Origin of the sequence: Acetobacter senegalensis, assembly GCF_001580995.1 — a bacterium.
GTDB classification, from domain to species: domain Bacteria; phylum Pseudomonadota; class Alphaproteobacteria; order Acetobacterales; family Acetobacteraceae; genus Acetobacter; species Acetobacter senegalensis.
This window is the reverse complement of record NZ_LHZU01000140.1, coordinates 44,258-69,325: the sequence shown is the minus strand read 5'-3', so window position 1 is coordinate 69,325 and position 25,068 is coordinate 44,258. Positions and strand designations below refer to the sequence as shown.

At 57.1% G+C, this 25,068-nt stretch carries 21 protein-coding genes; 6 read left to right on the top strand and 15 right to left on the bottom strand.

The window, feature by feature from the left end; genetic code table 11:
* Positions 1-268 precede the first annotated feature (268 nt).
* Entirely contained in the window at positions 269-1,222 is a 954-nt protein-coding gene (locus AD948_RS12735; RefSeq protein ID WP_061472278.1) for an aldo/keto reductase, read from the top strand.
* Between the two features lie 88 nt (positions 1,223-1,310).
* Here the strand turns inward: AD948_RS12735 and ypfJ are convergent, their stop codons facing one another.
* From ypfJ to AD948_RS12715, 4 genes are all read right to left on the bottom strand, one after another.
* Positions 1,311-2,180: a KPN_02809 family neutral zinc metallopeptidase gene (gene ypfJ, locus AD948_RS12730; protein ID WP_006557580.1), complete on the bottom strand. Its 870-nt coding sequence runs from the start codon at positions 2,178-2,180 to the stop codon at positions 1,311-1,313.
* Positions 2,181-2,399: 219 nt separating this feature from the next.
* Entirely contained in the window at positions 2,400-4,565 is a 2,166-nt protein-coding gene (mdoH, locus tag AD948_RS12725; protein ID WP_061472258.1) for a glucans biosynthesis glucosyltransferase MdoH, read from the bottom strand.
* A complete protein-coding gene (locus AD948_RS12720; protein WP_039903444.1) occupies positions 4,541-6,085 on the bottom strand; it encodes a glucan biosynthesis protein in 1,545 nt (514 codons plus the stop codon). Before AD948_RS12720 ends, mdoH begins: the two co-directional genes overlap by 25 nt.
* A 78-nt stretch (positions 6,086-6,163) precedes the next feature.
* Positions 6,164-6,523 carry a winged helix-turn-helix domain-containing protein gene (locus AD948_RS12715; RefSeq protein ID WP_006557577.1) on the bottom strand — a complete coding sequence of 120 codons (360 nt, stop codon included), beginning with the start codon at positions 6,521-6,523 and terminating at the stop codon, positions 6,164-6,166.
* Between the two features lie 92 nt (positions 6,524-6,615).
* Here AD948_RS12715 and AD948_RS12710 point away from each other — a divergent pair, with 92 nt between their 5' ends.
* On the top strand, positions 6,616-7,134 hold the full coding sequence (locus AD948_RS12710) for a GNAT family N-acetyltransferase (RefSeq protein WP_061472257.1): 519 nt from the start codon (positions 6,616-6,618) through the stop codon (positions 7,132-7,134).
* A 64-nt stretch (positions 7,135-7,198) separates the two neighbouring features.
* Here the strand turns inward: AD948_RS12710 and recA are convergent, their stop codons facing one another.
* Both recA and AD948_RS12700 read right to left on the bottom strand, forming a co-directional pair.
* Complete coding sequence (gene recA, locus AD948_RS12705; protein WP_006557575.1) at positions 7,199-8,221, bottom strand: recombinase RecA; 1,023 nt, start codon at positions 8,219-8,221, stop codon at positions 7,199-7,201.
* 269 nt (positions 8,222-8,490) lie between these two features.
* Positions 8,491-9,870, bottom strand: coding sequence for a gamma-glutamyltransferase (locus AD948_RS12700; RefSeq protein WP_405055303.1), 1,380 nt, complete (start codon positions 9,868-9,870; stop codon positions 8,491-8,493).
* A 234-nt stretch (positions 9,871-10,104) separates the two neighbouring features.
* On the opposite strand from AD948_RS12700, the gene AD948_RS12695 reads away from it, so the two are divergent.
* Complete coding sequence (locus tag AD948_RS12695) at positions 10,105-10,881, top strand: DsbA family protein (protein ID WP_061472256.1); 777 nt, start codon at positions 10,105-10,107, stop codon at positions 10,879-10,881.
* Between the two features lie 135 nt (positions 10,882-11,016).
* Here the strand turns inward: AD948_RS12695 and hemA are convergent, their stop codons facing one another.
* Entirely contained in the window at positions 11,017-12,294 is a 1,278-nt protein-coding gene (hemA, locus tag AD948_RS12690; protein ID WP_035378905.1) for a 5-aminolevulinate synthase, read from the bottom strand.
* A 108-nt stretch (positions 12,295-12,402) separates the two neighbouring features.
* On the bottom strand, positions 12,403-12,879 hold the full coding sequence (locus tag AD948_RS12685; RefSeq protein WP_039903443.1) for a hypothetical protein: 477 nt from the start codon (positions 12,877-12,879) through the stop codon (positions 12,403-12,405).
* Between the two features lie 269 nt (positions 12,880-13,148).
* Here AD948_RS12685 and AD948_RS12680 point away from each other — a divergent pair, with 269 nt between their 5' ends.
* The 3 genes from AD948_RS12680 to AD948_RS12670 are packed head-to-tail and all read left to right on the top strand — an operon-like array spanning position 13,149 to position 17,389.
* Positions 13,149-15,119 carry a transketolase-like TK C-terminal-containing protein gene (locus tag AD948_RS12680; RefSeq protein WP_061472255.1) on the top strand — a complete coding sequence of 657 codons (1,971 nt, stop codon included), beginning with the start codon at positions 13,149-13,151 and terminating at the stop codon, positions 15,117-15,119.
* A 24-nt stretch (positions 15,120-15,143) separates the two neighbouring features.
* Positions 15,144-16,166, top strand: a complete 1,023-nt coding sequence (gap, locus tag AD948_RS12675; protein ID WP_058987695.1) for a type I glyceraldehyde-3-phosphate dehydrogenase — start codon at positions 15,144-15,146, stop codon at positions 16,164-16,166.
* A complete protein-coding gene (locus tag AD948_RS12670) occupies positions 16,166-17,389 on the top strand; it encodes a phosphoglycerate kinase (protein ID WP_006557567.1) in 1,224 nt (407 codons plus the stop codon). The genes gap and AD948_RS12670 overlap by 1 nt, the downstream gene beginning before the upstream one ends.
* Before the next feature lie 117 nt (positions 17,390-17,506).
* Here AD948_RS12670 and AD948_RS12665 read toward each other — a convergent pair whose 3' ends face one another.
* The 7 genes from AD948_RS12665 to sdhD form a co-directional block, all read right to left on the bottom strand.
* Complete coding sequence (locus tag AD948_RS12665; protein ID WP_211264486.1) at positions 17,507-18,421, bottom strand: DMT family transporter; 915 nt, start codon at positions 18,419-18,421, stop codon at positions 17,507-17,509.
* A 30-nt stretch (positions 18,422-18,451) separates the two neighbouring features.
* Entirely contained in the window at positions 18,452-19,114 is a 663-nt protein-coding gene (locus tag AD948_RS12660; protein WP_006557564.1) for a fused DSP-PTPase phosphatase/NAD kinase-like protein, read from the bottom strand.
* 87 nt (positions 19,115-19,201) lie between these two features.
* Positions 19,202-19,711 (bottom strand): GNAT family N-acetyltransferase, encoded by a 510-nt coding sequence (locus AD948_RS12655; RefSeq protein WP_061472254.1) that lies wholly within the window; start codon positions 19,709-19,711, stop codon positions 19,202-19,204.
* A gap of 461 nt (positions 19,712-20,172) precedes the next feature.
* Entirely contained in the window at positions 20,173-21,660 is a 1,488-nt protein-coding gene (locus AD948_RS12650) for a hypothetical protein (protein WP_061472253.1), read from the bottom strand.
* Between the two features lie 264 nt (positions 21,661-21,924).
* Complete coding sequence (locus AD948_RS12645; RefSeq protein WP_006557561.1) at positions 21,925-22,707, bottom strand: succinate dehydrogenase iron-sulfur subunit; 783 nt, start codon at positions 22,705-22,707, stop codon at positions 21,925-21,927.
* A gap of 36 nt (positions 22,708-22,743) precedes the next feature.
* Positions 22,744-24,555 carry a succinate dehydrogenase flavoprotein subunit gene (gene sdhA / locus AD948_RS12640; protein ID WP_006557560.1) on the bottom strand — a complete coding sequence of 604 codons (1,812 nt, stop codon included), beginning with the start codon at positions 24,553-24,555 and terminating at the stop codon, positions 22,744-22,746.
* A 95-nt stretch (positions 24,556-24,650) separates the two neighbouring features.
* Positions 24,651-25,067, bottom strand: coding sequence for a succinate dehydrogenase, hydrophobic membrane anchor protein (sdhD, locus tag AD948_RS12635; RefSeq protein WP_006557559.1), 417 nt, complete (start codon positions 25,065-25,067; stop codon positions 24,651-24,653).
* Position 25,068 lies beyond the last annotated feature (1 nt).

Sequence of the window (25,068 nt, the reverse complement as noted above, 5' to 3'; positions counted from 1 at the left end):
GCAACAGGAAAACTGACCTGACAGAGCTTCATTTGCTGTCACATTTTGAATCACGGGAGCGCATGCCTGCCTCTTCTGGGGAACAGGCGCGCGCTTCATGCGTTTTGATGCCTGTTTGTGGCCAGTTTTCCCAGAAGAACGTCCTCTTGTGGAGCACTGGTCCGTAAGATGGTTTTCCCGCCGTGTGCAGACGGACACCAACCAGCGCGCTATACGGGCCCGCCCCTGCACTTGAGCTAACAAAGCCTGCTAAATGAAGGAAAATATCATGGAATTTCGCCCTCTTGGCAAAACAGACCTGAATATTGCCCCCATCGTATTTGGTGGAAATGTATTTGGCTGGACCATTGATGAAAAAACCAGTTTTTCCATTCTGGACGCCTTTCTGGATTACGGGTTCAATGCCATTGATACGGCAGATGTCTATTCCCGCTGGAGCCCCGGCAATGAGGGTGGAGAATCTGAAACCATTATCGGGAACTGGCTGAAGGCCAACCCCGGCAAGCGGGATCAGGTGCTGATATTCACCAAGGTTGGATCAGACCTGGGCAAACCCGGTGAAAAAGGCCTTTCCGAACGCTGGATCATGCAGGCTGTTGAAGGCTCCCTCAAGCGGCTGGGAATTGAGAGAATTGACCTTTATTTCTCCCATTGGCCAGATCCCGAAACACCTTACGAAGAAACACTTGGCGCCTATGAAAAACTGCTCAAGGCCGGAAAAATCCGCGCCATAGGTGCCTCCAACCTGAACGCCGAGCAATTACAGGCCTCTCTGGATGCAGCCAGAACCCACGCACTGCCGCGCTACGATGTGCTGCAGCCGGAATACAATCTGTATGATCGATCCTCTTACGATGGCGCATTGCGTGATTTGTGCATCAAGGAAGAGCTTGGCGTGGTGACGTACTACAGCCTCGCTTCCGGCTTTCTAAGTGGCAAATACCGCAGCAAGGCTGACCTTGCCCAAAGCACACGAGGAGAAGGCATTGAGAAATATCTCACGCCGCGCGGAACCGCCATTCTACAGGCGCTTGATACCGTGGCAGCCCGCCATAATGCCAAGCAGGCAGAAATTGCGCTGGCATGGCTGATTGCCCGTAAGGGGGTGACTGCCCCCATTGCCAGCGCCACCCGCCGCGAACACGTGGCCAGTTTTGCAAAAGCCGCGCAACTGGAACTCAGCGCGGACGACATCAAGGAGCTTGATGCCGCCAGCGCCTGAGAACGGCTTTTCAGCCTTTGAAAGCTGTTTGAAAAGACACCGGCAGCAAAAGGGCCGGGCCCGAAAGGACTTTTAAAAGGCAGCCCCGTTATAGAGAGGGGCTGCCAAAAGTATTACACTGGCGGATATCACCCGAATTAAGCCCCCGGCGGAACCACTGCACCCGCTGCGCGGACGTCCCGTGAGTAAAGCTATCCGGCACGGCGTAACCCCGCGCCATTTTCTGCAACCGATCATCACCCACGGCGGCGGCGGCGTTCATGCCCTGTTCAACATCGCCCGTCTGCAAGATCTGTTTGGCGTCATTCGCGCGCTTGGCCCACACGCCAGCAAAGCAATCCGCCTGCAACTCTATCCTGACAGACACACCGCCTTCACCCGTTTCAGACAAACTGCTTCTCTGGGTCTGTGCCTGCTGCATGATGCCAAGTTCGTTTTGAACATGATGCCCGATTTCATGAGCAACGACATAGGCTTTGGCAAAATCTCCGCCAGCCCCAAGCCGGCCCTGCAATTCCTGAAAAAAGGCGAGGTCGAGATATACTTTATGATCTGCCGGGCAATAAAACGGCCCGACTGAGGTCTGCGCATATCCACACCCTGACGGCTCTCCGCCGCTAAACAGCACCAGATGCGGTTCGTGATATGTGCGGCCCATCTGCTGAAAATAGGAGGTCCAGACATCTTCCGTGGAGGCCAGAACGCTGGAGATGAACCGCTTTTGTGCATCATTCCCGGGAGCAGGCCCCTGCTGTGCCACCATTGACCCAGAGCCTGCAGACGGCGCGCCGCCCTCCAGCAGATTAAGCACCAATCGGGGATCGACTCCAAAATAGAGCGCGCCCAGAACCAGAACGAGGCCGCCTATGCTGCCGATACGGATGGGCGCACGCCCTCCGCCGCCCGAACCGCGCCTGTCCTCGATATTGCTGCTTTGGCGTTCATCATCCAGACGCATGATTTTTCTGTCCTGTTCTGTCGCAGCCTGACCTGCGCGGTCTGCTTTTCAGTCTACTGTGTCTGCAATGTGTGTGCGGTATAAAAAATTTGCCAAGCCAATATGGCAGGCGGGATAAGCGGCTCTCGGCATTGACTGTTATGCCAATGCTTCCGCCTTGATCCGCTCATCCCGCCTTTTCAACGTCACGTAACCTGTTTTGTTACGCTGCTCTGGCTCTTACTCTGGCAAACGCAAAATAGCGTCCACGCCTTCACTACACCCAAGAACAGCCGCTTTTTCCTTGGGAGACAGTGCCCGCTCTGCCGCAGCCAACGTGGAAGCCTCTTCCACCTTCACCAGTCCCACCAGCCTTTCCGCATTAATGGGATCACCCGCCTTGCGGGCCGGGGGCAACATGGCACGGTGCGCGGCCAGCAGACTCGTATCTGCACGCAGGGCACGCAGGGCATCATCCGGCAGCTGGGGCGCTTCATCGCTTTCCTGCGCATGTTCCAGTTTTTTCAGCACATCCGGCGGATATGTTTCTTCCGGCACCAGCAGCAGCCCGGCCTTGCGGAAATTCTGCCCCACGGCGCGGCTACTGGTTAGCGCCACCAAGGGAATGGAAAATACCAGTCCCAACAGAACAGGCGTCATCCAGAAAAACAGGGAGGGAGAAACCACCCACGCGCCAATACCCAGAACCAGCCCGAACAGGGTGAATTTGGCATATTGCTGCACCACCACCATCAGCGGAAAACCGCCATCATCGCGGCGCTGCGTGTTCCAGCCGGAATCATGCCCAGAAAGAATGGACATCACCCCGGATGTCTGGATCAGCATGGCGATCGGTGCGATCAGACCACCAATCAGCGTTTCCACCAGAACTGACCCTGCGGCTCTGATAGCGCCTCCACACCCTTTGCAGGTCACCCGGTCAAACAGCAGGGCAACATACGCCAGCAGTTTAGGGGCCAGCAGAATGGCCATGGTGCCGATAAACACATATTTCGCCTGTACCGGGTCAACATGCGGCCAATGAGGGTAAAGGGTTTTTGTATCGCCAAAATATTCGGGCCGCTCAAAGTGAGCCTGCAAGGAAATCAGGATACCTGTCAGCAAAAACACCAGCCACAGGGGGGAGGTAACATAAGCCCCGATCCCCACAATCATGTGCATACGGCTGATCCAGTGCAGGCCCTTGGTGGGCAGAACCTTCACATGCTGCAAGTTCCCCTGGCACCAGCGGCGGTCACGAATGGCCACATCTGTCAGAGAAGGCGGGCTTTCCTCGTAAGATCCATCAAGAGCAGGCACCATATGAATGGCCCAGCCCCCACGCCGCATCAACGCGGCCTCAACAAAGTCGTGGCTCAGGATATGCCCGCCAAAAGGTGGCCGTCCCGGAACATGCGGGAGCCCAGCCTGCCCGGCAAAAGCACAGGTGCGGATAATGGCGTTATGGCCCCAGTAATTGCCTTCAGATCCATGCCACCACGCAATACCATGCGCAATAATCGGACCATAAACACGCCCGGCAAACTGCTGCATCCGGGCAAACAGCGTGGTGCCCCCCACAATAACCGGCAGGGTCTGGATCAGGCCAACGGTGGGGTGCCGCTCCATGGCTCCCGCCATCCGCACCAGTGTGTCCCCGGACATGACGGAATCCGCATCAAGCGTAACCATCTGCTCATAGGCTCCACCAAAGCGGCGCACCCATTCGCCCACATTCCCTGCCTTGCGTTCCACATTGTTATGGCGGCGACGGTAGAAAATGTTCTCATGCCCGCCTGTCTGCTCCCGCAGGGCCAGAAAGGCGGCTTCCTCTTCAACCCATACATCGGGGTTTGTGGTGTCGGACAGGATGAAGAGATCAAACGCTCCCATCTGCCCGGTTTCCCGCAGGCTCTGATAAATCGCTTTCAGACCGGCCATAACGCGGTGGGGTGGCTCATTATAGGTCGGCAGCAACAAGGCCGTGCGGCTGCGGAGTTCCGGCAATGGGCCTGACCGCGTAATGCCAAGCCCAAGCCCGCCGCGTGTCACAAGGGAGACAAAACCCGCCAGAGCAGAGGTAAACGCCAGCGCAATCCACATGAACAGTGCCACAAACAGCACCAGCATGATCATCCCAAGGATGGACACGCCATTGGCGTCCAGAACCTTGTGCGTGCGCCATGCACCGTAGGCCGTCAGGGCTATGGCTGAGCCCAGAACGGCCAGCCGCCGCAAGGCGACGGTGCGGGGGGATGTAACGGGTATCCGTGGCCGCCCCTCAAAATCAGGGGCCGCGTGCAGATCCTGCACGGGCATGTTGAGCGGCGATTCTGGCGGCAAGGCCTGAAACGGTGTGGTTCCCTGCGTTGCCTGCATGCTCAGGGCGTCCACCGGTACAACCATTCTTCTGAAATGGGTCCGGTATCAGAGGCCAGAACACAGCGGAGTTCCGCCAGTTTTTCATCCCCCGGCACAAATTCGAACGTTGTGCGCCAGCCATTGATGTTGGGATTGGGTTCCACCACCACATTGCGGATGGTGCCAACAGATGCCTGCGGCACCAGATGGAAGTGCGCATCCTTGGGTAGATGATCGAACGGAGAGCCCATGAAATCAATGGCGAAGAAACGGGCGTTCTTGTCATCTGTTACGGAGCCGACCCGCGTGGCCCCGATCCGTGCCAGAGATGTGGGGAAGGGGTTATCCCACCCCCAGTACATGCGGTACGTGAAACTGTATTCCTTGCCCGCTGCCAAGGGCACCTTGGGCCGCCAGAAGGAAACAATATTGTCATTCACTTCGTTGGGCGTCGGGATTTCCACCAGATCCACCCAGCCTTCACCCCAATCTCCAATGGGCTCAATCCACAGGGAAGGGCGCTTTTCATAATTCAGGGCCAGATCTTCAAAATCATGGAAGTTCCTGCGCCGCTGCATCAACCCGAACCCGCGAGGGGAGACATCATTAAACGCAGAAAACTGCAAATCCAGCGGGTTGCGCAGGGGACGGAACAACTGCTGACCGCTGCCGGTCCACATTTGCAGGGCTTCACTGTCATGCGCGGCGGGGCGCCAGTCATCCACGTGGTTGTGGTCATTGGCGTCAAAATAGAACATGCCCGTCAGGGGGGCGATGCCGGACTGGCTGATTTTGGTGCGCGGGAAAATGGCGGACTGCACATCAAACACCGTGGTGTCACCCGGGCGGATGGTGAAACGGAACGCTCCGGCCAGGGAAGGACTGTCCAGCAACGCATGGATCACAATGGACTGCACATTGGGCTGCGGCTTTTCCAGCCAGAAGGCACGGAACAGCGCGAACTCCTCGCCTTTTGGGTCACCCGTGCCATCAGCAAAGCCGCGGGCGGAAAGACCGTAATTCTGCCCCTTGCCGACAGCCCGGAAGTAGGAGGCCCCCAGAAATACGCAGAATTCTTCCATCACACCCGGCGTATTGATGGCCGTGCGCAGACGCAGCCCCGCAAACCCGAGATCATCCGTGACCTCAAGGGAGGGATCACCGTAGGAGAACAGGTCCGGCGTGTAAGGAACAACGGCGGACTGACCATCCTTCACTTCATAAATTTCAATCCGGGGACGGTAGAGAAAGCCACGCGGGAAAAATTCAGCATCAAAGGCCAGATTCTCGCCGTGCCACAGTGCCTTTTCCTCACGGTAGGCAATGCTGCGGAACTGATCAAAATTCAGATTATCAATGGCCTTGGGCAAAGACTGATCCGGCGCCTTATAAGGCGCACTGGCAAGCTGCTTGGCAATCTGACGTACCGTACCATCATCAAACGCGCCGACTGCACCATTCAGCCCTTCGGCTCTGGCCTTGCTCACAACACCGCTGGCCAGAGAGGCCAGGGTGGCCCCGGCCCCAACCTTTATCAAGTCACGTCGCTGAATGGATGATGACACACCAATCTCCCGCATTGCGTTAATGGACGGCATAACCGTTTTACTTTTTTGACAGGTTTGTTGCTTCGTTACGGCTTTTTAAGGGCATTCGGCCTGCCCCGGCGCAAGAAGCTGCTCGATTCTGGCCAGATTCTGGGCTGAAGCCTGCGCCGCTTCCTGCTCTATTTCCCGATAAAGCCGGACAACGGTCTCGCCCTCTTCTGTCAGAAAAGCACCACCACCACCACCTGGCCGGGTGGCGACAAGAGGCGCTTTGAATAACTGATTGAGACTGTCCACCAACAACCAGGTGCGCCGATAAGACATCCCCATGGCCCGGCCCGCCGCAGAAATGGACCCGGTTTCCGCCAACATTTCCAGCAAACGAATTTTTCCGTGCCCTAAAGCGGCCTTGCCATCTGCGTCTACCCGCAAGGTCAGTCTTACCCGATCAGGCATCAGGCGACCTGCTTTGGCTGGATGGTATTTTGCATGATAATGTGAGGACTCATGTTCTCTCTTACTCAGGCCGGAGCTGTGGCAAACCTGTCATGACACTGTTTTCCGCAAATACCATCTGGTGCCCCATGATGCCAGCCGATCTTGCGGCTACAGTCGCCCTGGCGGCTACCGTGCATACGGATTACCCGGAAGATAACGAAATTTTCACAGAGCGACTGGCACTTGCACCTCAGGGATGTTGGGTGCTTTCCGGTTCTGAGGGAGTAATGGGCTATATGCTCAGCCATCCGTGGCGGGGCAGCATAAGCCCTCCGCTCAACACGCTGCTGGGAAGCCTGCCTGTTCCGGCAGACCGCTGGTATATTCATGATCTGGTTCTGGCAGAAAGCGCCAGAGGGCAGGGAGCCGCCCAAAAGGCCATTGCGCTGGCAGAAGATGCGGCCCGCAGGCTCAGTGTACCGCTGCTAAGCCTGACATCTACTCGGCATGCCCAGACATTCTGGCGCAAACAGGGTTTTACGCCAGAAGCCGTTTCAGAAGCAGAGCGGGCAATACTGGCCTCTTATGATGCGGAAGCCAGCCTTCTCAGCCGCCCGGTTTCCCTCTGAGAGGCTGGGTTACCAGCCTCCAAAAAACCTCTCACACGTTTCGTGTTGAGGTTTCAGGCAGGTTTTACTCTTCTTCCTGTTCCGGCGCGGTCATCATGGCTTCTGCCACAACGCCAGCGTGCTCACGCACCTTGCGTTCAATATCCGCCGCCATTTCAGGGTGATCACGCAGGAACTGCTTGGAGTTCTCACGCCCCTGCCCAATGCGCTGGCTATCATAAGAGAACCAAGCGCCGGATTTTTCCACCACACCGGCCTTGACCCCAAGATCGATCAGTTCCCCGACCTTGCTGATGCCTTCACCGTACATGATGTCAAATTCCACCTGCCGGAACGGCGGGGCCATCTTGTTCTTGACCACCTTCACGCGGGTCTGGTTACCCACGACCTCGTCCTTGTCCTTGATGGAACCCACACGGCGGATATCAAGCCGAACGGACGCATAGAACTTCAAGGCATTGCCGCCGGTTGTGGTTTCCGGGTTGCCGAACATGACACCAATTTTCAGACGAATCTGATTCAGAAAGATCATCATGGTGTTGGAGCGTGATACGGAACCGGTCAGCTTGCGCAGCGCCTGGCTCATCAGCCGGGCATGCAGCCCCACGTGGCTGTCACCCATATCGCCTTCCAGTTCCGCACGCGGAACCAGAGCAGCCACACTATCCACCACCAGAACATCAATGGCACCGGAACGCACCAGCGTATCAGCAATCTCCAGCGCCTGTTCTCCGGCATCGGGCTGGCTGATCAGCAGGTTATCAACATCCACGCCCAGCTTCTTGGCATAGCCGGGGTCCAGCGCGTGTTCGGCGTCAATAAAGGCGCAGGTGCCGCCGCGCTTCTGCGCTTCTGCAATGGCATGCAGCGCCAGCGTGGTTTTACCGGAACTTTCCGGCCCATAGATTTCAATCACGCGGCCACGCGGCAGGCCACCAATACCCAGAGCAATATCCAGCCCCAGAGAACCGGTAGGAATTACATCCGCCTGTTCACGCGGGCGCTGGCCCAAACGCATAACGGAGCCCTTGCCAAAAGCGCGTTCAATCTGCCCCAGTGCACCTTCAAGGGCTTTTGCCTTATCCATGCTTCACCTTTTCCCTGTTGCCTCCGGCTCCGGCCAAAGGCGCATCTCACGCTGGGGACAAGAAGCCTCAGACTGAAGCTTTTATTCCAACGCGCTTTTCTCAAGACCTGCCATAAAAACGCCGCCCCCCGCAATGACGAGCATCACGCGAGAAAGACTCCACAGTGTCAGACCTCTGGTTCTGTTCCATTTTATTTAGAACAAAATAAGAACAATTCAAGCCAAAAACAGGCGGCCGAAGCCGCCTGTTTCGCCATAGCCAGAAAATATTATTTCTGCCGGTCAGACGATATGGCCAGACCAGAACCGCGCGGGTCTGTCCAGCCAAAGCATTTGCCGGAATCCCCCGGCAAACCAGCAGGGCAGGATACAAAATTGGCCCGCCCAGGCCCTGATGTCACTTCCGGCCGCCCTCCGGCCAATGCAGCCTGCAAGGCAACCGCAGCGGTATCAGCAGCCACATTCTGCCCGGATGCCGTTGCAGCAGCACGGAATTGTGCCGCACCCTGATGCGCAATGGCAGCTGTCAGCAATGGCTGGGGCCGCCGGAGTGGAGAAGCCCCCAGCACAATGCCGGTGGAACCAGCCACACGCCCGGTACCGAATAGGTTATTCATGGTCAGCGCACAGCTTACCGTTTCTCCCTGTCGGTCCGTCACCACAAAGGAGGTTGAGGCAGGAAGAGGAGGCAGAGCGGACCCGCTGGGCAAGCTGCCGGAAGTAAGCAGAGCCTGCGCATCCGCAACACTCGCGCTGCCGCCCTTACCGGCCTGCCGTGCACGCCAGCCGGATACAACAGTTTCGCCCCGTACCGTGGCATGACCCTGACCACCGGCAAAGGCTGCGGCTGTTCCTAACCCACCATCTGCCGGCGGCGGCAGGAAACTGATCTGAACGCCATCGGCGCTCAGCATGAGCGGCTGTTCAGCCGTTGCCAGACTGTCGCGCAGATCAGACGAGGTCAAACCACCACCCGAAGCCTGAGAGGCCTGCACAAATGTCTGTCCCAGTGAGCCTCCATACAGATCGCCCACGCCAGCAATCCGCATCCGCTCAAGCGCCCCGGCAAGGCGCGGCTGCACCATCAGGTCACTCACCTTCAGCACACTGCCGTTGCCATTACTGAAAATGGCGCGGGCCTTTTCATCCGCCAGCAAGGGAGACTGCACAGCCGCAAGATCAGACGCCAGAAGCCCACTGACAGGCACACCATCCGTGGCCAGATTACGCGCTGGCACCAGAATATCGGCAAAATCCGCACTGCCGTACCGCAGTTGCATCAGATACAGGCCACGCGCCAGCATGGGCACTGCGGCAGGGCGATCAGCCTTGGCATCAGCCTGTCCGGCTTTTGGCAGGAATACAAAAGCCTGCCCCTGTTCCTGCCCCGGCTTCCAGGCCAGACATGCCCCGCCAGCCCCCAGAGACGCACGGGAGGGCAGGGTGACAGACAACGCCATGCCAAGGGCAGCCGCAGCATCTGCCGCATTGCCCCCTTTGGCTAACACATCACGGGCAACAAGGGCGGCTTGGGGTTCGTCCGCCGCTACTTCGCCCACAAAGCCTGTGACCACAGGGGCGCCTGGATCCTTGTGCCCCCCAATAAGGCCACAAGCCGATAGGGAACAGGTCATCATAAGCGCCGCCATGCGGGCCTGACCTGAAAATAACGGCGCAAGCCGGGCTGAACGGGTCTTTCTGAAACGCTCGGGCACGCCTTGATGTCTCCACTTCATCTGGTCTGCCCGCAAAGGGGCGCATGGTTCTCTTCCGATAACCCTGTTCCGCACAGGCAGCAACACATCCGTGTCATTTCCTGCTCTCTGTTAGCATGCGAACGCTGCATTCCCATCCCACCAGTTCTGCTTTACAGGTGAAAAACCATGAAAAAGCTGATCTCCTCCTCTTTCAGGCCACTCGCCCTTGCCGGGGCCGCCTGTTTTCTTCTGCTTAGCAGCACCGCAGCCCCAGCGCGCGCGGCTGACAGTGGCTTCACTCCCACGCAACGCGCTGAAATTGTTGAGATCATGCGCAATGCGTTGAAGACGGACCCTTCCATCCTGTCAGATGCCATCACGGCATTACAGGCCAAGGCTTCTGCGCAGAAAGCCACGTCAGCCCTTGAAGCCGTGCACAAGAATCCTGCCCAGTTTGGAGACAGCACGACAGACGTTGTGCTGGGCAACCCACACGGCAAGCTGAAGGTGGTGGAATTTTATGACCCCCGCTGCCCTTACTGCCGCAAGGTTCTGGCCGATCTGGATAAGCTGGTGGCCGCCGAGCCTGACCTGAAGCTAGTTGAAAAGGTTATCCCTGTGCTGGGTCCCAACAGCGTGATGGATACGCAGGCCATTCTGGCTGCCGGATTACAGAACGCCTATGTGCCGTTCCAGAAAGCTCTGATGGCAGACCCCGCCAGCGCCTCCACTGACCGGATTCGCCGCATTGCGCTCCATGTCGGGCTAGACCCGGATCGCCTGCTTTCTGACATGAAAAACCCCAAGGTCATTGCCGCAGCCAGCCATAATCTGGAACTCGCCCGCTCCATAGATCTTGAAGGCACCCCCACCTTCATTATCGGAGACAAGGAAATCATTCCCGGCGCTGTCTCCTATGATGAACTGAGAGCAGCCCTTGGCCGCCTGCGCGAAGCCGGCTGATAGCAAAAAAGGCCTCGTCCCGTGTGGGATGAGGCCTTTTTTATGAGCTGATTGAAAAGTCCGTTTCAGCGGGCCGGGGGTGTTTCCTCCACCCGGCTTTTGCCGCCAGTTTTCCGGCTTTTTCTTACGTAAAACTCAGGCTGCTTTTTCTGTCTGACGTTCCGCTGCTGAACGGCCGGGAATAACCCCTTCTTCCCGCAGCAGGACAGAAAGCGCCCGCACCATCTCGTCCATCATCTCATCAGTGTGGAATGGCCCCGGCGTAAGCCGCAGACGTTCCGTGCCTTTGGCAACCGTGGGATAATTGATGGGGGTGGCATACTGACCATATTCCGTCAGCAAGCGGCGGCTGATGCGCTTACAGGTTTCTGCATCCCCGATCGGCACCGGCACAATGTGGCTGGGCGTCATGGTGAAGGGAATACCCGCCGCACGCAGACGCTGGCGGAAGGTATTCACCCGCTCAAACATCTTCTCACGCCGCCAGCCTTCAGCACGGACCTTGCGCACACTGGTCAGCGCCGCACCCACAACAGCCGGAGGAAGTGCCGTTGTGAAAATGAAGCCAGATGCCGTGGAGCGCAGGAAATCGACAATCTCGGCTGAAGCCGTGATGTACCCGCCATGCACGCCAAATCCCTTGGCCAGCGTGCCTTCAATAATATCAACCTGATCCGCCACGCCATCACGCTGGGAGACACCACCGCCTTCTTCACCATACAGGCCAACGGCGTGTACTTCATCCAGATAGGTGATGGCATTGTATTTGCGCGCCAGCGCACAGATACCGGCAATATCCGCCATATCCCCATCCATTGAATACACGCTTTCAAACGCGATCAACTTGGGGGCTTCCGCTGGAGCTTCCGCCAGCTTGGCTTCCAGATCAGCCAGATCATTATGTTCAAAAATAACGGTCTGAGAGCCGCGGGCCCCTTTGATACCGGCGATCATGGACGCATGGTTCATGCGGTCTGAAAAGCAGATCCAGCCCGGCATGGAGGTCAGGATGGTTTGCAGGCTGGCCTGGTTGGACACATAACCGGAAACAAACAGCAGGCCCGCTTCCTTGCCATGCAGCGATGCCAGTTCCGCCTCAAGCTGCGTGTGTAGCGGGCTGGTTCCGGCAATGTTGCGGGTGCCCCCTGCGCCAGCGCCGTGCTCACGGATAGCCGCAATGGCTGCTTCCTGCACTTCCGGCACCACGCCCATGCCCAGATAGTCATTGGTTGACCACACCACTACTTCACGCCCTTCCGGCACGGCGGCAACTTCTTCCTCATACAGGGGAAAACGCTCAGCCAGTCGCGCCAGCGGTGTAAATGTGCGGTACCGTCCTTGCTGCCTGATCTCGTTCAACGCCGAATGGCAATGTTCATAAAACGGATGCCGGGCGTTCTTGATCAATCCCACGCTACTACTCTCCTCGCGTCGTCAGAAACGGTCGGGGCACGGCGCATGGCCCGTCGGCCGTCTGGCCGGTGTCTTTTTACAGTATGACTTCACATAATGGTGTAAGCTTTACTGCACATACACCCTGATGACCGGCTTCGTCACGGTCGAATCTGGCATAGCGGTTATTTCCACTTGTTCAGGAGCCGCTCCTGCCTTGACAATTTCTTTTGTCACGGCCTGCCCATCACCCTGCACCAGTTGCACCAGTGTCAGTTGATCAAGTTCGCTTTTTCCGGACGCCGGCACCAGACATTTTACCACAAACAGAATGTTTGGCTTCCGTGCCAGTGCCTCATGCACCATCCGGTCAACTGGGGCTGCCCATTCTTCAGAAGGTGTGCCCCCCACCAGTTCCACCAGCGGCGGCACAGGGGGCGGACCGGGCGGCGGCGGCGGAATATAGGGTTTGGGCGGTGTGCCCGCCTGCGGATTAAAGGTTTTCTGGTCCACCAGTTTGCACCCGTTCAGGCACAGCGCAACGCCTGCCAGCAGCATGATCCGCACAACAGGCCGCCTTTCTGCAAAACAGGAAACAGAGGGCATGAGGGGCAGATCTCCGAGCAGGCTGAAAAAGTAGAGTGGTCTTTCTCTCTCTTTCGCGCTCCTTTGCGCCCAACGCAAGGCAACACCCTCATAAAGACAGGCCAAAATCACGCCCGTCTGCCGTTTTGTTGTCGTTTTTCTGGCCTTTGCTTGTGTACATTCGGTTATGTGGATGAGCCCTTGCTCAAATCTCCACACCCCTTTATTGACCAAAACGCAGTGATGAGAAGACCGGTCGTCATGACAGGCCCGTCACCTGAGGCAGGCGAATGGCAACAGCCCTTTCGACAGACCATCTCCTTTCCAATGAGGAAGGAGGCCTCTCCGCTCAACAGATCAGCGTTGTGCGGATGAGCCACGCTGCGCGCCAGTTACTCCGCACGGAAACCCTGCCAGCCCATATTCGCGCAGTGCTGGAACTGATGTGCCTGCCCGTAACAGCCCTGTGGTGCCGGGTGCTCCGGTTTGACCCCGCAGCACCAGACTGGCCGGACCGGGACCGTTTTGTGGTGCCCTCCACCACCATGCAGCCCTTGCTCCGCGCCATGTTGCGCCTGACAGGCGAGAAAAAACACGCTGCTGTTCCTCTTGAATATGGTCGTCATCCTGCGGTGGAAGTGGCTCCCGGCCCGGCAGGGCAGGGGGTAGCTGCCGCCGCAGGCATGGCTCTGGCTGAACAGGCTCTTTGCCGCCGGTTTGGCCGCTCTCTGGTCAATCACCGAACTTGGGTTCTGGCGCAGGATACGGATCTTGCCACAGGTGTTGCGATGGAAGCCGCCCAACTGGCGGGCCGCTTCGGGCTGGACCGTCTGGCCGTGCTGGTCGCACCGCCTTCAGAACCGGATACTGCTGATTTTGTCGATTCGCTCACACGGTTCAGTGCCTCTGGCTGGACGGTGCGCAAGGTGGAGGCCGACAATCTTCCCGCCATCACCTCCGCTCTGGCCGCAACATTACGGGCCCGCAAACCAACGCTGATTGCCTGCCTGCCCTCCGCCGCTCCACTCTCTCCCCTTGGCCCAGATCTTCCGCCAGAAGAAGAACTGACTGGCCCGTGGAGCCCCACGGCAAGGCGCGGCGCTTCCACCCGTCGCTCCTGGTTGCGCCGCTTTGCCCGGCACCGCCAGCGCACCGCCTTTGAACGCGAACAGACAGCCCGCCCGCCCACGCTGTTCCATGAAGACTGGCAGCGCGCATGGGAATGGCGGATGCGCACCGCCTTGGAAACCTCCACTCAGGAATCCGGGCTGGCTGGGCTGGATGCTCTATCGGATATCCTGCCGGAACTGACCTGCCTTACCGCAGCCTCCGCCAAGAACGCGCCCCCCTCTGACCAGAATACTGCCGGATGGCAAAGGCCCGTGGCACTGGCCAAAGGTCGGGAATGCGGCATTCAAGAACACGGCATGGCTGGTATGCTCAACGGTCTTGCCTTGCATGGTGGTGTGCTGGCCTGCGCCGCCGCCAGCATGATGACCGTGGACCGCATGCGTTCCGCGCTACGCATGGCGGCCTTCACGCGCCAGAAAGTGCTGTATCTTCTTACCGGAGACGGTCTGGCCCTTGGGGATGGCGGCGGCGCGTGGCAGCCGGTTGAACAGTTGGCCAGCCTGCGCGCCACCCCTAATCTGGCCGTTTTCCGCCCCGGCAGTGCAGAGGAAACCTTCAAATGCTGGGAGGCCGCTCTCCACTGGCAGGGTGGCCCGGCTGTTCTGGTACTGTGTCCCCACCAGAACACGCCCCTCCGTTTTCCGGCCGCAGTCTTGGGGGGCGCAACCCGTGGCGGTTACGTTATCCGCAGTCCGGAAAAACGGCAGGTCACGCTGATTGCCTCCGGCCCAGAGGTTGCCATTGCGCTTGAAGCATCGCACCATCTGGCGCAGCGGAACATCCGCGCTGCGGTGGTATCCATCCCATGTTGGGAACTGTTTGCCGCCCAGCCCGGCACGTACCGCCGTGCAGTTCTGGGAGGAGCGGGATTACGGATAGGGATTGAGGCCGCATCCGGCTTTGGCTGGGAACGCTGGCTTGGCCCGGAAGGAATTTTTGTTGGCATGGATGATTTCGGCACGTCTGCCCCGGCCAACGCATTGTATGAGCGTTTCGGCATTACTGCTGAAGCGATCTGTGAAAAGGTGGAGCATCACCTTTTTGCCTCAGGCGCTGCACGGGGAGCTTCCTCGTTCGCGCCGGACCAGCCTCGGGCACGCGCTCGGGGACCGTTACTGACAAGACCATAAAAGATAAAAACGGAGAACAGACAAATGGCAGTCAAAATCGCTATCAACGGCTTCGGTCGCATTGGCCGACTCGTCCTGCGCGGGCTGATTGAAAGCGGACGGACCGATGTTGTCCCTGTAGCGATTAACGATCTTGGGAGTGTGGAAGACAACGCGCATCTGCTCAGCTATGACAGTGTGCATGGACGCCTGCCCGCGGATGTGCGCGTTGACGGCAACAAGCTGATCATCACGACACAGGGCCGCACCTGGGACCCGATCACGGTTTCCGCAGAGCGTGACCCGTCCAAGGTACCGTTTGAAGGTGTGGATGTGGCCATGGAATGCACAGGCCTGTTCACCTCCAAGGAAAAAGCACAGCCACTGCTGAAGGCTGGCGCCCGCAAGGTGCTGATCTCCGCCCCCGCAACAGATGTGGACGCCACAATCGTGTTTGGCGTGAACCAGGACGTGCTGACACCGGATATGACGGTGATCTCCAACGCCTCCTGCACCACCAACTGTCTGGCCCCCGTTGCCAAGGTTCTGGAAGATACGTTCGGCATTGAACGCGGTTACATGGTGACCATTCACTCCTACACGGGTGACCAGCGCACTGTGGATACCCTGCACAAGGATCTGCGCCGCGCCCGTGCCGCTGGCCTGAACATGATCCCCACCTCCACCGGCGCGGCCCGTGCTGTGGGGCTGGTTCTGCCACACCTGAAAGGCAAGCTGGATGGCACCGCCATTCGCGTGCCAACGGCCAATGTGTCTCTGGTCTCCCTTGATTTCGTGCCGAAAAAAATTCCGGGCTCTGTTGAAGACGTCAACAACGCCATCAAGACGGCAGCTTCATCTGGCCCGCTGAAGGGCATTCTGGCGTATTCCGATGCGCCACTGGTCAGCTCCGACTTCAACCATGCTCTGGCATCCTCCACGTTTGATGCAACCCAGACTTCTCTGGTGGATGGCGGCAAGCTGGTTCGTATCTGCTCCTGGTATGATAACGAATGGGGCTTCTCCAACCGCATGGCTGATACAGCCGCTCTGTTTGGAACTCTCTAATGGCCATGATCCCTTTCAACACGCTGGATAAGCTTGACCCTCGCGGCAAGCGTATCCTGCTGCGTGTCGATCTGAATGTTCCCATGAAAGATGGGGTTATTTCTGATTTTACCCGTATCGAGCGCATTGTTCCCACCATTCGGGAACTGGCCGACAAGGGGGGCCGGGTGATTGTGCTCAGCCACTTTGACCGCCCCAAAGGCAAAGTGGTGCCGGACATGTCACTCCAGCCCATCGCCACAGCGCTCGCCACGGCTCTGGGCAAGCCTGTCAGCTTTGCGCATGACTGCATCGGCCCAGATGCGGAAGCTGCTGCTGCATCCCTGAAAGATGGCGAAGTTCTTCTGCTTGAAAACACCCGGTTCCAGCCGGGTGAAGAAACCAACGCACCCGATCTTTCCGCAGCCCTGGCTAATCTGGGCGATGTGTATGTGAACGATGCGTTTTCTGCCGCGCACCGGGCCCATGCCTCCACTGCTGGCGTGGCCGAGCATCTGCCCGCCTATGCAGGCCGCCTGATGGAAGCGGAAATTGCAGCGCTGGATGCAGCGCTGGAAAATCCGGAACGTCCGGTTGGTGCGATTGTTGGGGGGGCCAAGGTCTCCACCAAACTGGCACTTTTGGAAAACATGCTGGAAAAAGTGGATGTTCTGGCCGTTGGCGGTGCCATGGCCAACACGTTCCTCGCAGCAAAAGGCTACAAGGTTGGCAAGTCTTTAAAGGAAGAAGACATGCTGGACACGGCCCGCCAGATCATGGCGCAGGCTGAAGCCAAGAAGTGCGAGCTGATTCTGCCTGTTGATGTTGTGCTTTCAGAAGACTTCATGGCGGGAGCCCCCACTGCTGTTGCCCCGGTTACGGATATTCCTGATGGCTGGATGGCGCTGGACGTAGGGCCTGAAACCGTCAAACTGCTAAAAGAAAAACTGGCGGGCCTGAAAACGCTGGTCTGGAACGGTCCGCTGGGCGTGTTTGAAATGCCTCCGTTTGATGAAGGCACAAACGCTGTTGCGCAGGAAGCGGCACGCCTGACCAAAGCCGGTGCTCTGAAAACCATTGCCGGTGGGGGAGATACCGTTTCCGCCCTGCGCCATGCTGGGGTTCTGGAAGACATGACCTATGTTTCCACCGCTGGCGGTGCGTTTCTGGAATGGCTGGAAGGCAAGGTTCTGCCGGGTCTGACCGCCATCAGCACCACGCTGGAACGCACCATTCCCATCTAAAAAACCTTAAGAAAAGCGCTTCCTGTTTCTCACTTTGATCAAAAACAGGAAGAGTTCTTCAGAAAACGCCGGAGCATGTCTGCTTCCGGCGTTTTTTCTTTCGTGCCTTTCTTTTGTCTATCCCGCGCTTTTTGGTTTCCGGCCTTTAGCATTCATTAAGGCCACCCCGCTCAAGATGATGGCCCCGCCAAGCAGAATTCTGAATGTCGGCACTTCCCCGGCCAAAAGAAACGCCAACACCAACGTGGTGGGAGAAAGCAGATAAAGCAGCCCCGAAGACCGCGCCACGCCCAGATGCCCCACCACATAGGCCCAAGCCCCATAGCCCAACACTGCGGGAAACAGACCTAACTGGAGCACCAGCCCCCATGTACCTGGTCCCGCAATACTCAGGCTGTGCCACGCTTCTGCCCACCAGGGTGCCAGCAATACAGCACCCACTATCAGGATATACGCCGTGGTTGCCAAAGCACCATAAGACGCCACCAGTTTTTTCTGGAGCGTGTTGTAGAGGGCCGCAGAAAACGCTGCCCCCACAATATCCGCAGCGCCGGAACCAAACGCAAGGCCACCCGGCTGGCTGCGTGCAATCAACACCACACCGGCAAAGCTGACCAGAGACCCCACCCAGCCCCATAAAGAGAGACGTTCCCCCAGAAACGCAACCGCAATAAAGGCTGATATGAGGGGTGAAAAACTGATCAGCAGGCTTGCTGCACCAGAAGAGACCGTCTGCTCACCTACATTGAACAGAATATTATAAAGCGTAATGCCGACTGCGCCACACAGCACAAAACGCGGCAGATCCTGTACTCGTGGCAACAACGGCCGTTTCCAGGCCACCCAGACCAACGCCACAATGGCCGCAACCGCATAACGTGCCGCAGCCAGAGGAATGGGCGCCATACTATGCAGCGCCATGCGCACAACGGGATAAGCGCTCCCCCAGGACACCAGCGCCAACGCTGCGGCCAGCATGGTTCCATGCCGGAAGACATGCGTCTTTCGGGCTCCCGCAGGCTTATGCTCCATACATCCTGCCCCTGTCTTGCACGCCAGTGCCTATTCCCGGCGCAGTACCTGATCGGTCATGAAAGACGCCAGCTTTCCGGCCACAAAATCGCGCTTGAGCGCCACTTCATCATATTCATCCCGCACCCAGTCCAGAAACGGCAGGCGTCCTTCCGCTTCGGCCTGATAGCGCATGAAAAAGGCATCCAGAATCCCTGTGCGTGACCCCCGAAAATGCCCATATCGCCAGGAGAGTTCCTTGAGCGCACGCGCAGCGCTTCCGCCTTCAAACAGAACCACCAGCCCGGATGCCAGCCCCGCGCGGTCTGCCCCAGATTTGCAATGCATCAACATGGGAAAGGCAATGCTCTGGTAAAGGGAAGCAAACCGCAAAATACGATCCCGGTGCGGCGCGCCCCGGCTTTCAAAAGCCATATCCACATGTGCCAGGCCCAGCTTGTGCGCTGTAGAGCGGGAGAGGGCATCCGAACCGCATTTTCTGTGCCCACGTAAGTTGACAAGCGTGCGCAGCTGATACCGCTTCATGGCCCATTTCAGCCGCGCAGGGGTAGGGTGGTTGCACCGGTAGACCTTGCCAGGCACCACGGTATGAAAGTTGGTCCACACCAGCCGAAATACGGCGTGGTCAACAAACAGGCTATCCGTCCAGGCCCGTGTGCGGCCCGCCAGAGAAGTCAGTTGGCCGTCAAACACGACTGCAGAAGCTCCTGATCATAAAGGGGTCATGATGTGTTCCACCCTCTGGGGCGTGGCGTCAATCCATTCTGCGTTACCCGCCCTTCAGGGAATGGGCCGATCGTCCAGTTTGAGGCACAGAAACGCAAGGTCCAGCCACCGCCCGAACTTGGCTCCCACCTCCTTCATCACGCCAGTTTCTTCAAACCCCAGCGCCTTATGCAGAGCGATTGAACCCTCATTGCCAGCCTCTATGCCCGCCACCATAACGTGCAGGCCATCCGCTTTCGCACGGTCGATCAGGGCCTCCAGCAGCAGGCGACCAACTCCTTTCCGCTGATGGTCCGGATCAACATAAACCGAATGCTCAACCGTGTGCCGATACCCGTCAAACGCACGCCATGGCCCGAAACTGGCATATCCTACCACCTTCCCCGCCTTGTCCTGCGCAACCAGCACCGGATACCCTGCTACCTGCCGTTCCCTGATCCATCTCTCACGGTCAGGACCATCCACAGCCCGTTCATTCCAGATCGCCGTACTGAACTGCACATTATGATTATAGATATGCGCTATGGCTGGCGCGTCTTGTTCTGTTGCATTCCTGACCAGCATACCGTGCCTTCTTACCTTTGCCGAACACTGAGGGGTGTTTGAAAAGCCTGTCACATCCAGCAGGCGGGTCTTTATCTGTCTGAATGCGTTCGTCTCTCGTCCGCGCGGGCTCACGCAATGGCCCTTTAATCTACCTGCCCCGCCTCGAAAATCCACCTCAGCCTCTTAACTGCTGACTTTCCAATTTTCCCTTTAAAAGGAAGCGGCGAAAAAACCTGTCTGTCCAGTCTGACGGATCTTTTTATGTCTAACCTACGGCACTTTTTTACATACACTGCCGCCAAAGGCCGCTTTCAAAGGGATGCTACCTGCCTCAAAATTGCTTTTCCCGTAGCATGGCTGCGCCCCACACATGCGATGAGTCATGACTGTTTCAACCAGTCACCTTAGCACCGAAGGTCCTTCCTGCTTGCTACCCTTCAACTCGTCGTCATTGTCTCAGGATTACCTGATAACGCGCCCTACTGTAAGGAATGTGTCTGGTTTGCGAGGTCGTCATGTTGCTCGGGTAAAGTCAGCTTGTAGAGATCAAAGGAAAATCGTTGATCTTTTTCCGGGCGAGCATGTCGCGTATTCAGTGAGTAAATACGCGTATAATGCGTCGCCAGCCACTGACACACAACTGGTTCCACCAGATTACGCGCACACCCTGCATAAGGCGTTATGACATATGCAGGCCTGCGCAGAAGATCCTGCATATAACGCTGCCACGCGTTCTCTTTCCCAAACAGAATATCTATGTGTGTGGGAAACAGATAAACATCGAAAGGACGCAAATCAGCGAGGTAAAACGTCTCGTGACTGCCACGAATATTCAGAACTTTTTGCGTCCCGATTTCTTTTGACAGAAAAGCATAATCCACCCGATTATAATATAGTCTTTCATCTATGTTCTTCCGGGTATCCTGAATCATGCCCCCAACGAAAAAAAACGTGAATGGCACGAAACAGTAAGCTGGGAAGACATAGTTTTTCTCAAACAGGACCGCGGCCATGATGGCAGCAGGCGCAAAGCACAAAATAAAATAATGCTCAAACGGATGTCCGGAGAGGATAACCGCGGGAAGGGATGACAAAAACCACAATAATAGAACAAGTGTTTTCCTGTCCTCTCCTTTCAGGGTAAGGGGGAAAACCCTGATCCAACCTTGAAGCACGGGAAAGAGGAGGACTGTGTAAATGGCGCACCGGAGCACACTCCGCATACGGGCTTTAAGGGAAGCCCCATAATGATGCAGAAAGGCGCTTTGCATGGAAAAATATGCCTGTAACGCACCATGACCAACCACAAAATAAGGTGCGAATAGCAGCGCTAACCCTGTCACCAGCCCTAATACTGCAAGCAGGATATGCCTGATGCGAAACCAGCCGGGAGCCAGAAACAGAAAAAGGGACGGCAGAAACAGGCAGACGGCTGAGAGATAATTGACATTTACGATGCCCGCAAAAACCAGTCCGGCACCAAAAAACTGTAGCAGTTTTCCCTGAGTATTCCCTTGATAAAGCAACCGGAGAAACAGGGCTTCGCCCGCCACCAGAACCGTTTCCGTATTGGCATCCAGAATACCAAAAACTGATCCACCCACCGTCAGGATCAGCCACGCCAGCTCTTTGTTAAAAGGCCCGAAGGCACGGCAGAACCAGACAAAGGCGCCCATCAGCAAACAGGCCAGAAGTTCGAATTTTCCATAAGGAAGCGGAATAATCTGGTCCCACACCGCATAAACCAGATAAACGGCCAACGGTTTATGATCAAAGGCATAGCTGTATGGGAGAAGATGATCGCGCAGAATACCGCGCCCGATTATAACGTAGTACGCAATATCTCCATTTGAAAAAGGCAGCACGCTGTAGCTGGCAAAATAACAGAGCGCCAGAAGAAGGATAGAACAGAGCAGAAGCACAGGTATTTTTGTTATCTCTGCGACCTGAGCCAGAGACTCCAACATCCTGTGCTTCATTCTGGAAAAAGAAACCATTCTTCCTGCATATCCTCCCATTATGGCATGTGCCGTTCAGCATTTTAGCTGAGCACGCCATATCACGAGAGGGTATGTACCCAACCCTTCCTCACGCATTTCAGAAACGCAAAAAACAACCCCCACGCTGTCATCAAACTGCGTGGGGGTTGCTCAGTTCAGAATGAAGGTCCTCTCTCTTACAAGACTGACCATCATTTTAGCAGCGTTGAGGAGAAAGACTTCTGACTGATGTCAGAGCTTCCGCTCAATCTGAAGTTCTTTGATACGCCCAATTGCCTTGGCCGGATTCAGGCCTTTGGGGCAGGTCTGGGTGCAGTTCATGATGGTACGGCAAGCATACAGCTTGAACGTATCTTCCAGAGAATCCAAGCGGTCGCCCGTATGTTCATCACGGCTGTCCGCAATCCAGCGATACGCTGCCAGAAGCACGGCCGGGCCAAGATAACGGTCACCGTTCCACCAGTAGGACGGGCAGGAGGTTGTGCAGCAGAAGCACAGAATGCACTCCCACATCCCATCCAGCTTTTCCCGTTCTTCAATGCTCTGGCGGCGTTCTGAATCCGGCGGCGGCGCGCTGTCAGACTTCATCCACGGTTCAATGGAACGCAACTGAGCGTAAGCACCATCAAGGTTGGACACCAGATCCTTGACAATCGGCATATGCGGCAGCGGATAGATGCGCACATCGCCCTTGATGTCCTTGATGGGCTTCAGACACGCCAGCGTGTTTTCACCATCAATGTTCATGGCGCAGGACCCGCAGATTCCTTCACGGCAGGAACGCCGGAATGTCAGCGTAGGGTCCACTTCGTTCTTGATATGGATAATGGCGTCAAGCACCATCGGCCCGATTGTATCAAGATCCAGTTCGTAGGAATCAACAACCGGATTTTTGTCATCATCCGGTGTCCAACGGTACACCTTGAATGTTCTAACGTTTTTGGCCCCGGCTGGCGCGGGAAAGGTTTTGCCTTTCCCGATCTCGCTGTTGCGCGGCAGTCTGAGTTCGACCATCTTTACCTCCCTTATTCGCCCGTTCGTGCCGACAGATCAGTAAACGCGCTTTTTGGGTGGGAAGACCTCAACATCATTGGTGAGTGTCTTCATATGAACCGGACGGTAAGTCAGCGACACGCTGCCTTTGTCATCCAGCCAGGAAACGGAATGCTTCAGCCATTCCTTGTCATCACGGTCAGGGAAGTCATCCCGCGCGTGGGCGCCACGGCTTTCGTGCCGGGCCAGACCGCTTTCAAGGGTTACTGTCGCGTTGGCCAGAAGGTTTTCAAACTCCAGAGCTTCCATCAGATCACTGTTCCAGATCAGTGATGAGTCAGAAACGGAGATATCACCCAAACCGCCCCAGATTTCGTGAATCTTGTCCACGCCTTCCTGCAGGCTTTCCTGCGTACGGAACACGGCGGCATGGGTCTGCATGTCACGCTGGAGACGATCACGCATGGCGGAGACTTTGGTTCCACCCTTGGCATAACGCAGCTTGTCCAGACGATCGAGTGCGGCTTCACCTGCCCCTGCTGGCAGAGGTTTTACAAAGTCCGTGGGCTTCACAACTTCTGCTGCACGCTTGGACGCCGCACGCCCGAACACGATCAGATCGAGCAGGGAGTTCGTGCCCAGACGGTTAGCCCCATGCACGGACACACAGGCGGCTTCACCCACCGCCATCAGGCCCGGCACAACGGCATCAGGATTATCAGCCGTTGGGCGGACAACTTCACCATGAATATTGGTAGGAATACCGCCCATGTTGTAATGCACGGTCGGCAGAACCGGCACAGGTTCCTTGGTCACGTCCACACCAGCAAAGATACGGGCGGTTTCAATAATGCCCGGCAGACGCTGGTGCAGCAGATCAGACCCCAGATGCTCCAGATGCATCATGATGTGGTCTTTCTTCGGACCAACACCACGGCCTTCCTTGATCTCGATGGTCATGGCGCGGGAAACAACGTCACGCGATGCCAGATCCTTGGCCGTTGGCGCATAACGCTCCATGAAGCGCTCGCCTTCAGAATTTGTCAGATACCCACCTTCACCACGGCAACCTTCCGTCAGCAGACAGCCGGCGGGGTAGATACCAGTCGGGTGGAACTGCACAAATTCCATATCCTGCGTAGGCAGGCCAGCACGCATGGCCATACCGCCGCCATCACCCGTGCAGGTGTGGGCTGAGGTGCAAGACTGATAGGCGCGACCATATCCACCGGTTGCCAGAACAACCATCTTGGCATTGAAACGATGGATCGTGCCATCATCCTGACACCACGCCACAACACCACGGCAGGCGCCTTCATCATCCATAATAAGATCAATGGCGAAGTATTCGACAAAGAACTCAACGTTATGTTTCAGGCACTGCTGGTACAGCGTATGCAGAATGGCATGGCCGGTACGGTCGGCGGCGGCGCAGGCACGTGGCACAGGGGCCTTGCCGTAATCGCTCATATGGCCGCCAAACGGGCGCTGGTAAATCTTGCCTTCTTCCGTGCGGGAGAACGGCACACCGAAATGTTCCAGTTCCTGCACGGCGGGCACGGCCTCACGGCACATGAATTCAATGGCGTCCTGATCACCCAGCCAGTCAGACCCCTTTACGGTGTCATACATGTGCCAGCGCCAGTTATCTTCCGCCATATTTCCCAAAGAGGCCCCGATACCCCCCTGGGCGGCAACGGTATGGCTCCGTGTGGGAAAAACTTTGGTCACGCAGGCAGTTTTGAGGCCAGCAGCCCCCATGCCCAGCGTAGCACGCAGGCCGGATCCACCTGCACCCACAACCACAACATCATAAGCGTGGTCAATAATCCGGTAGGCTCCCCGTGACGGAGAGGTATTGGCATTCATCGTGACGGCGCTCCCATGTGCGTTCGGCCTGTCATGTCTTCAGGTTCGTGCCGCGCATATCCTGTCAGGCAGGCGGCACAAGGCTCAGAGTTTTTTCAGGATTTCTGGCTGTTGCCCGCCGCCACCAGCTTGATGACCGCAAACACGCCCAGAAGTCCGATCAGAGACGTTCCGATTTTCACCAGAATTCGCGTGGGCAGGTGCGCCTTGCCATGCACGTAATCATCCACAATCACCTGCAGGCCCATCTGGGCATGGTAGAATGTGGTGATGATCAGTGCGGTAAGCATTGTGGCGTTCACCGGCTTGCCACCCCATTTCACCACTTCCGCGTGATCAGCCCCGCCAAGACGGAACATCTGAACGACAAACCACGTTGAAAGAGGAAGAAGAGCCGCTGCGGAAACACGCTCCGCCCACCAGTGCCCTACGCCTGATCCACCTGCGCCCAGCCCACGTGCTCGGCCAAGCTGGGAGCGCATGACCTCGATATGAGAAACAGAAGCGTTCATG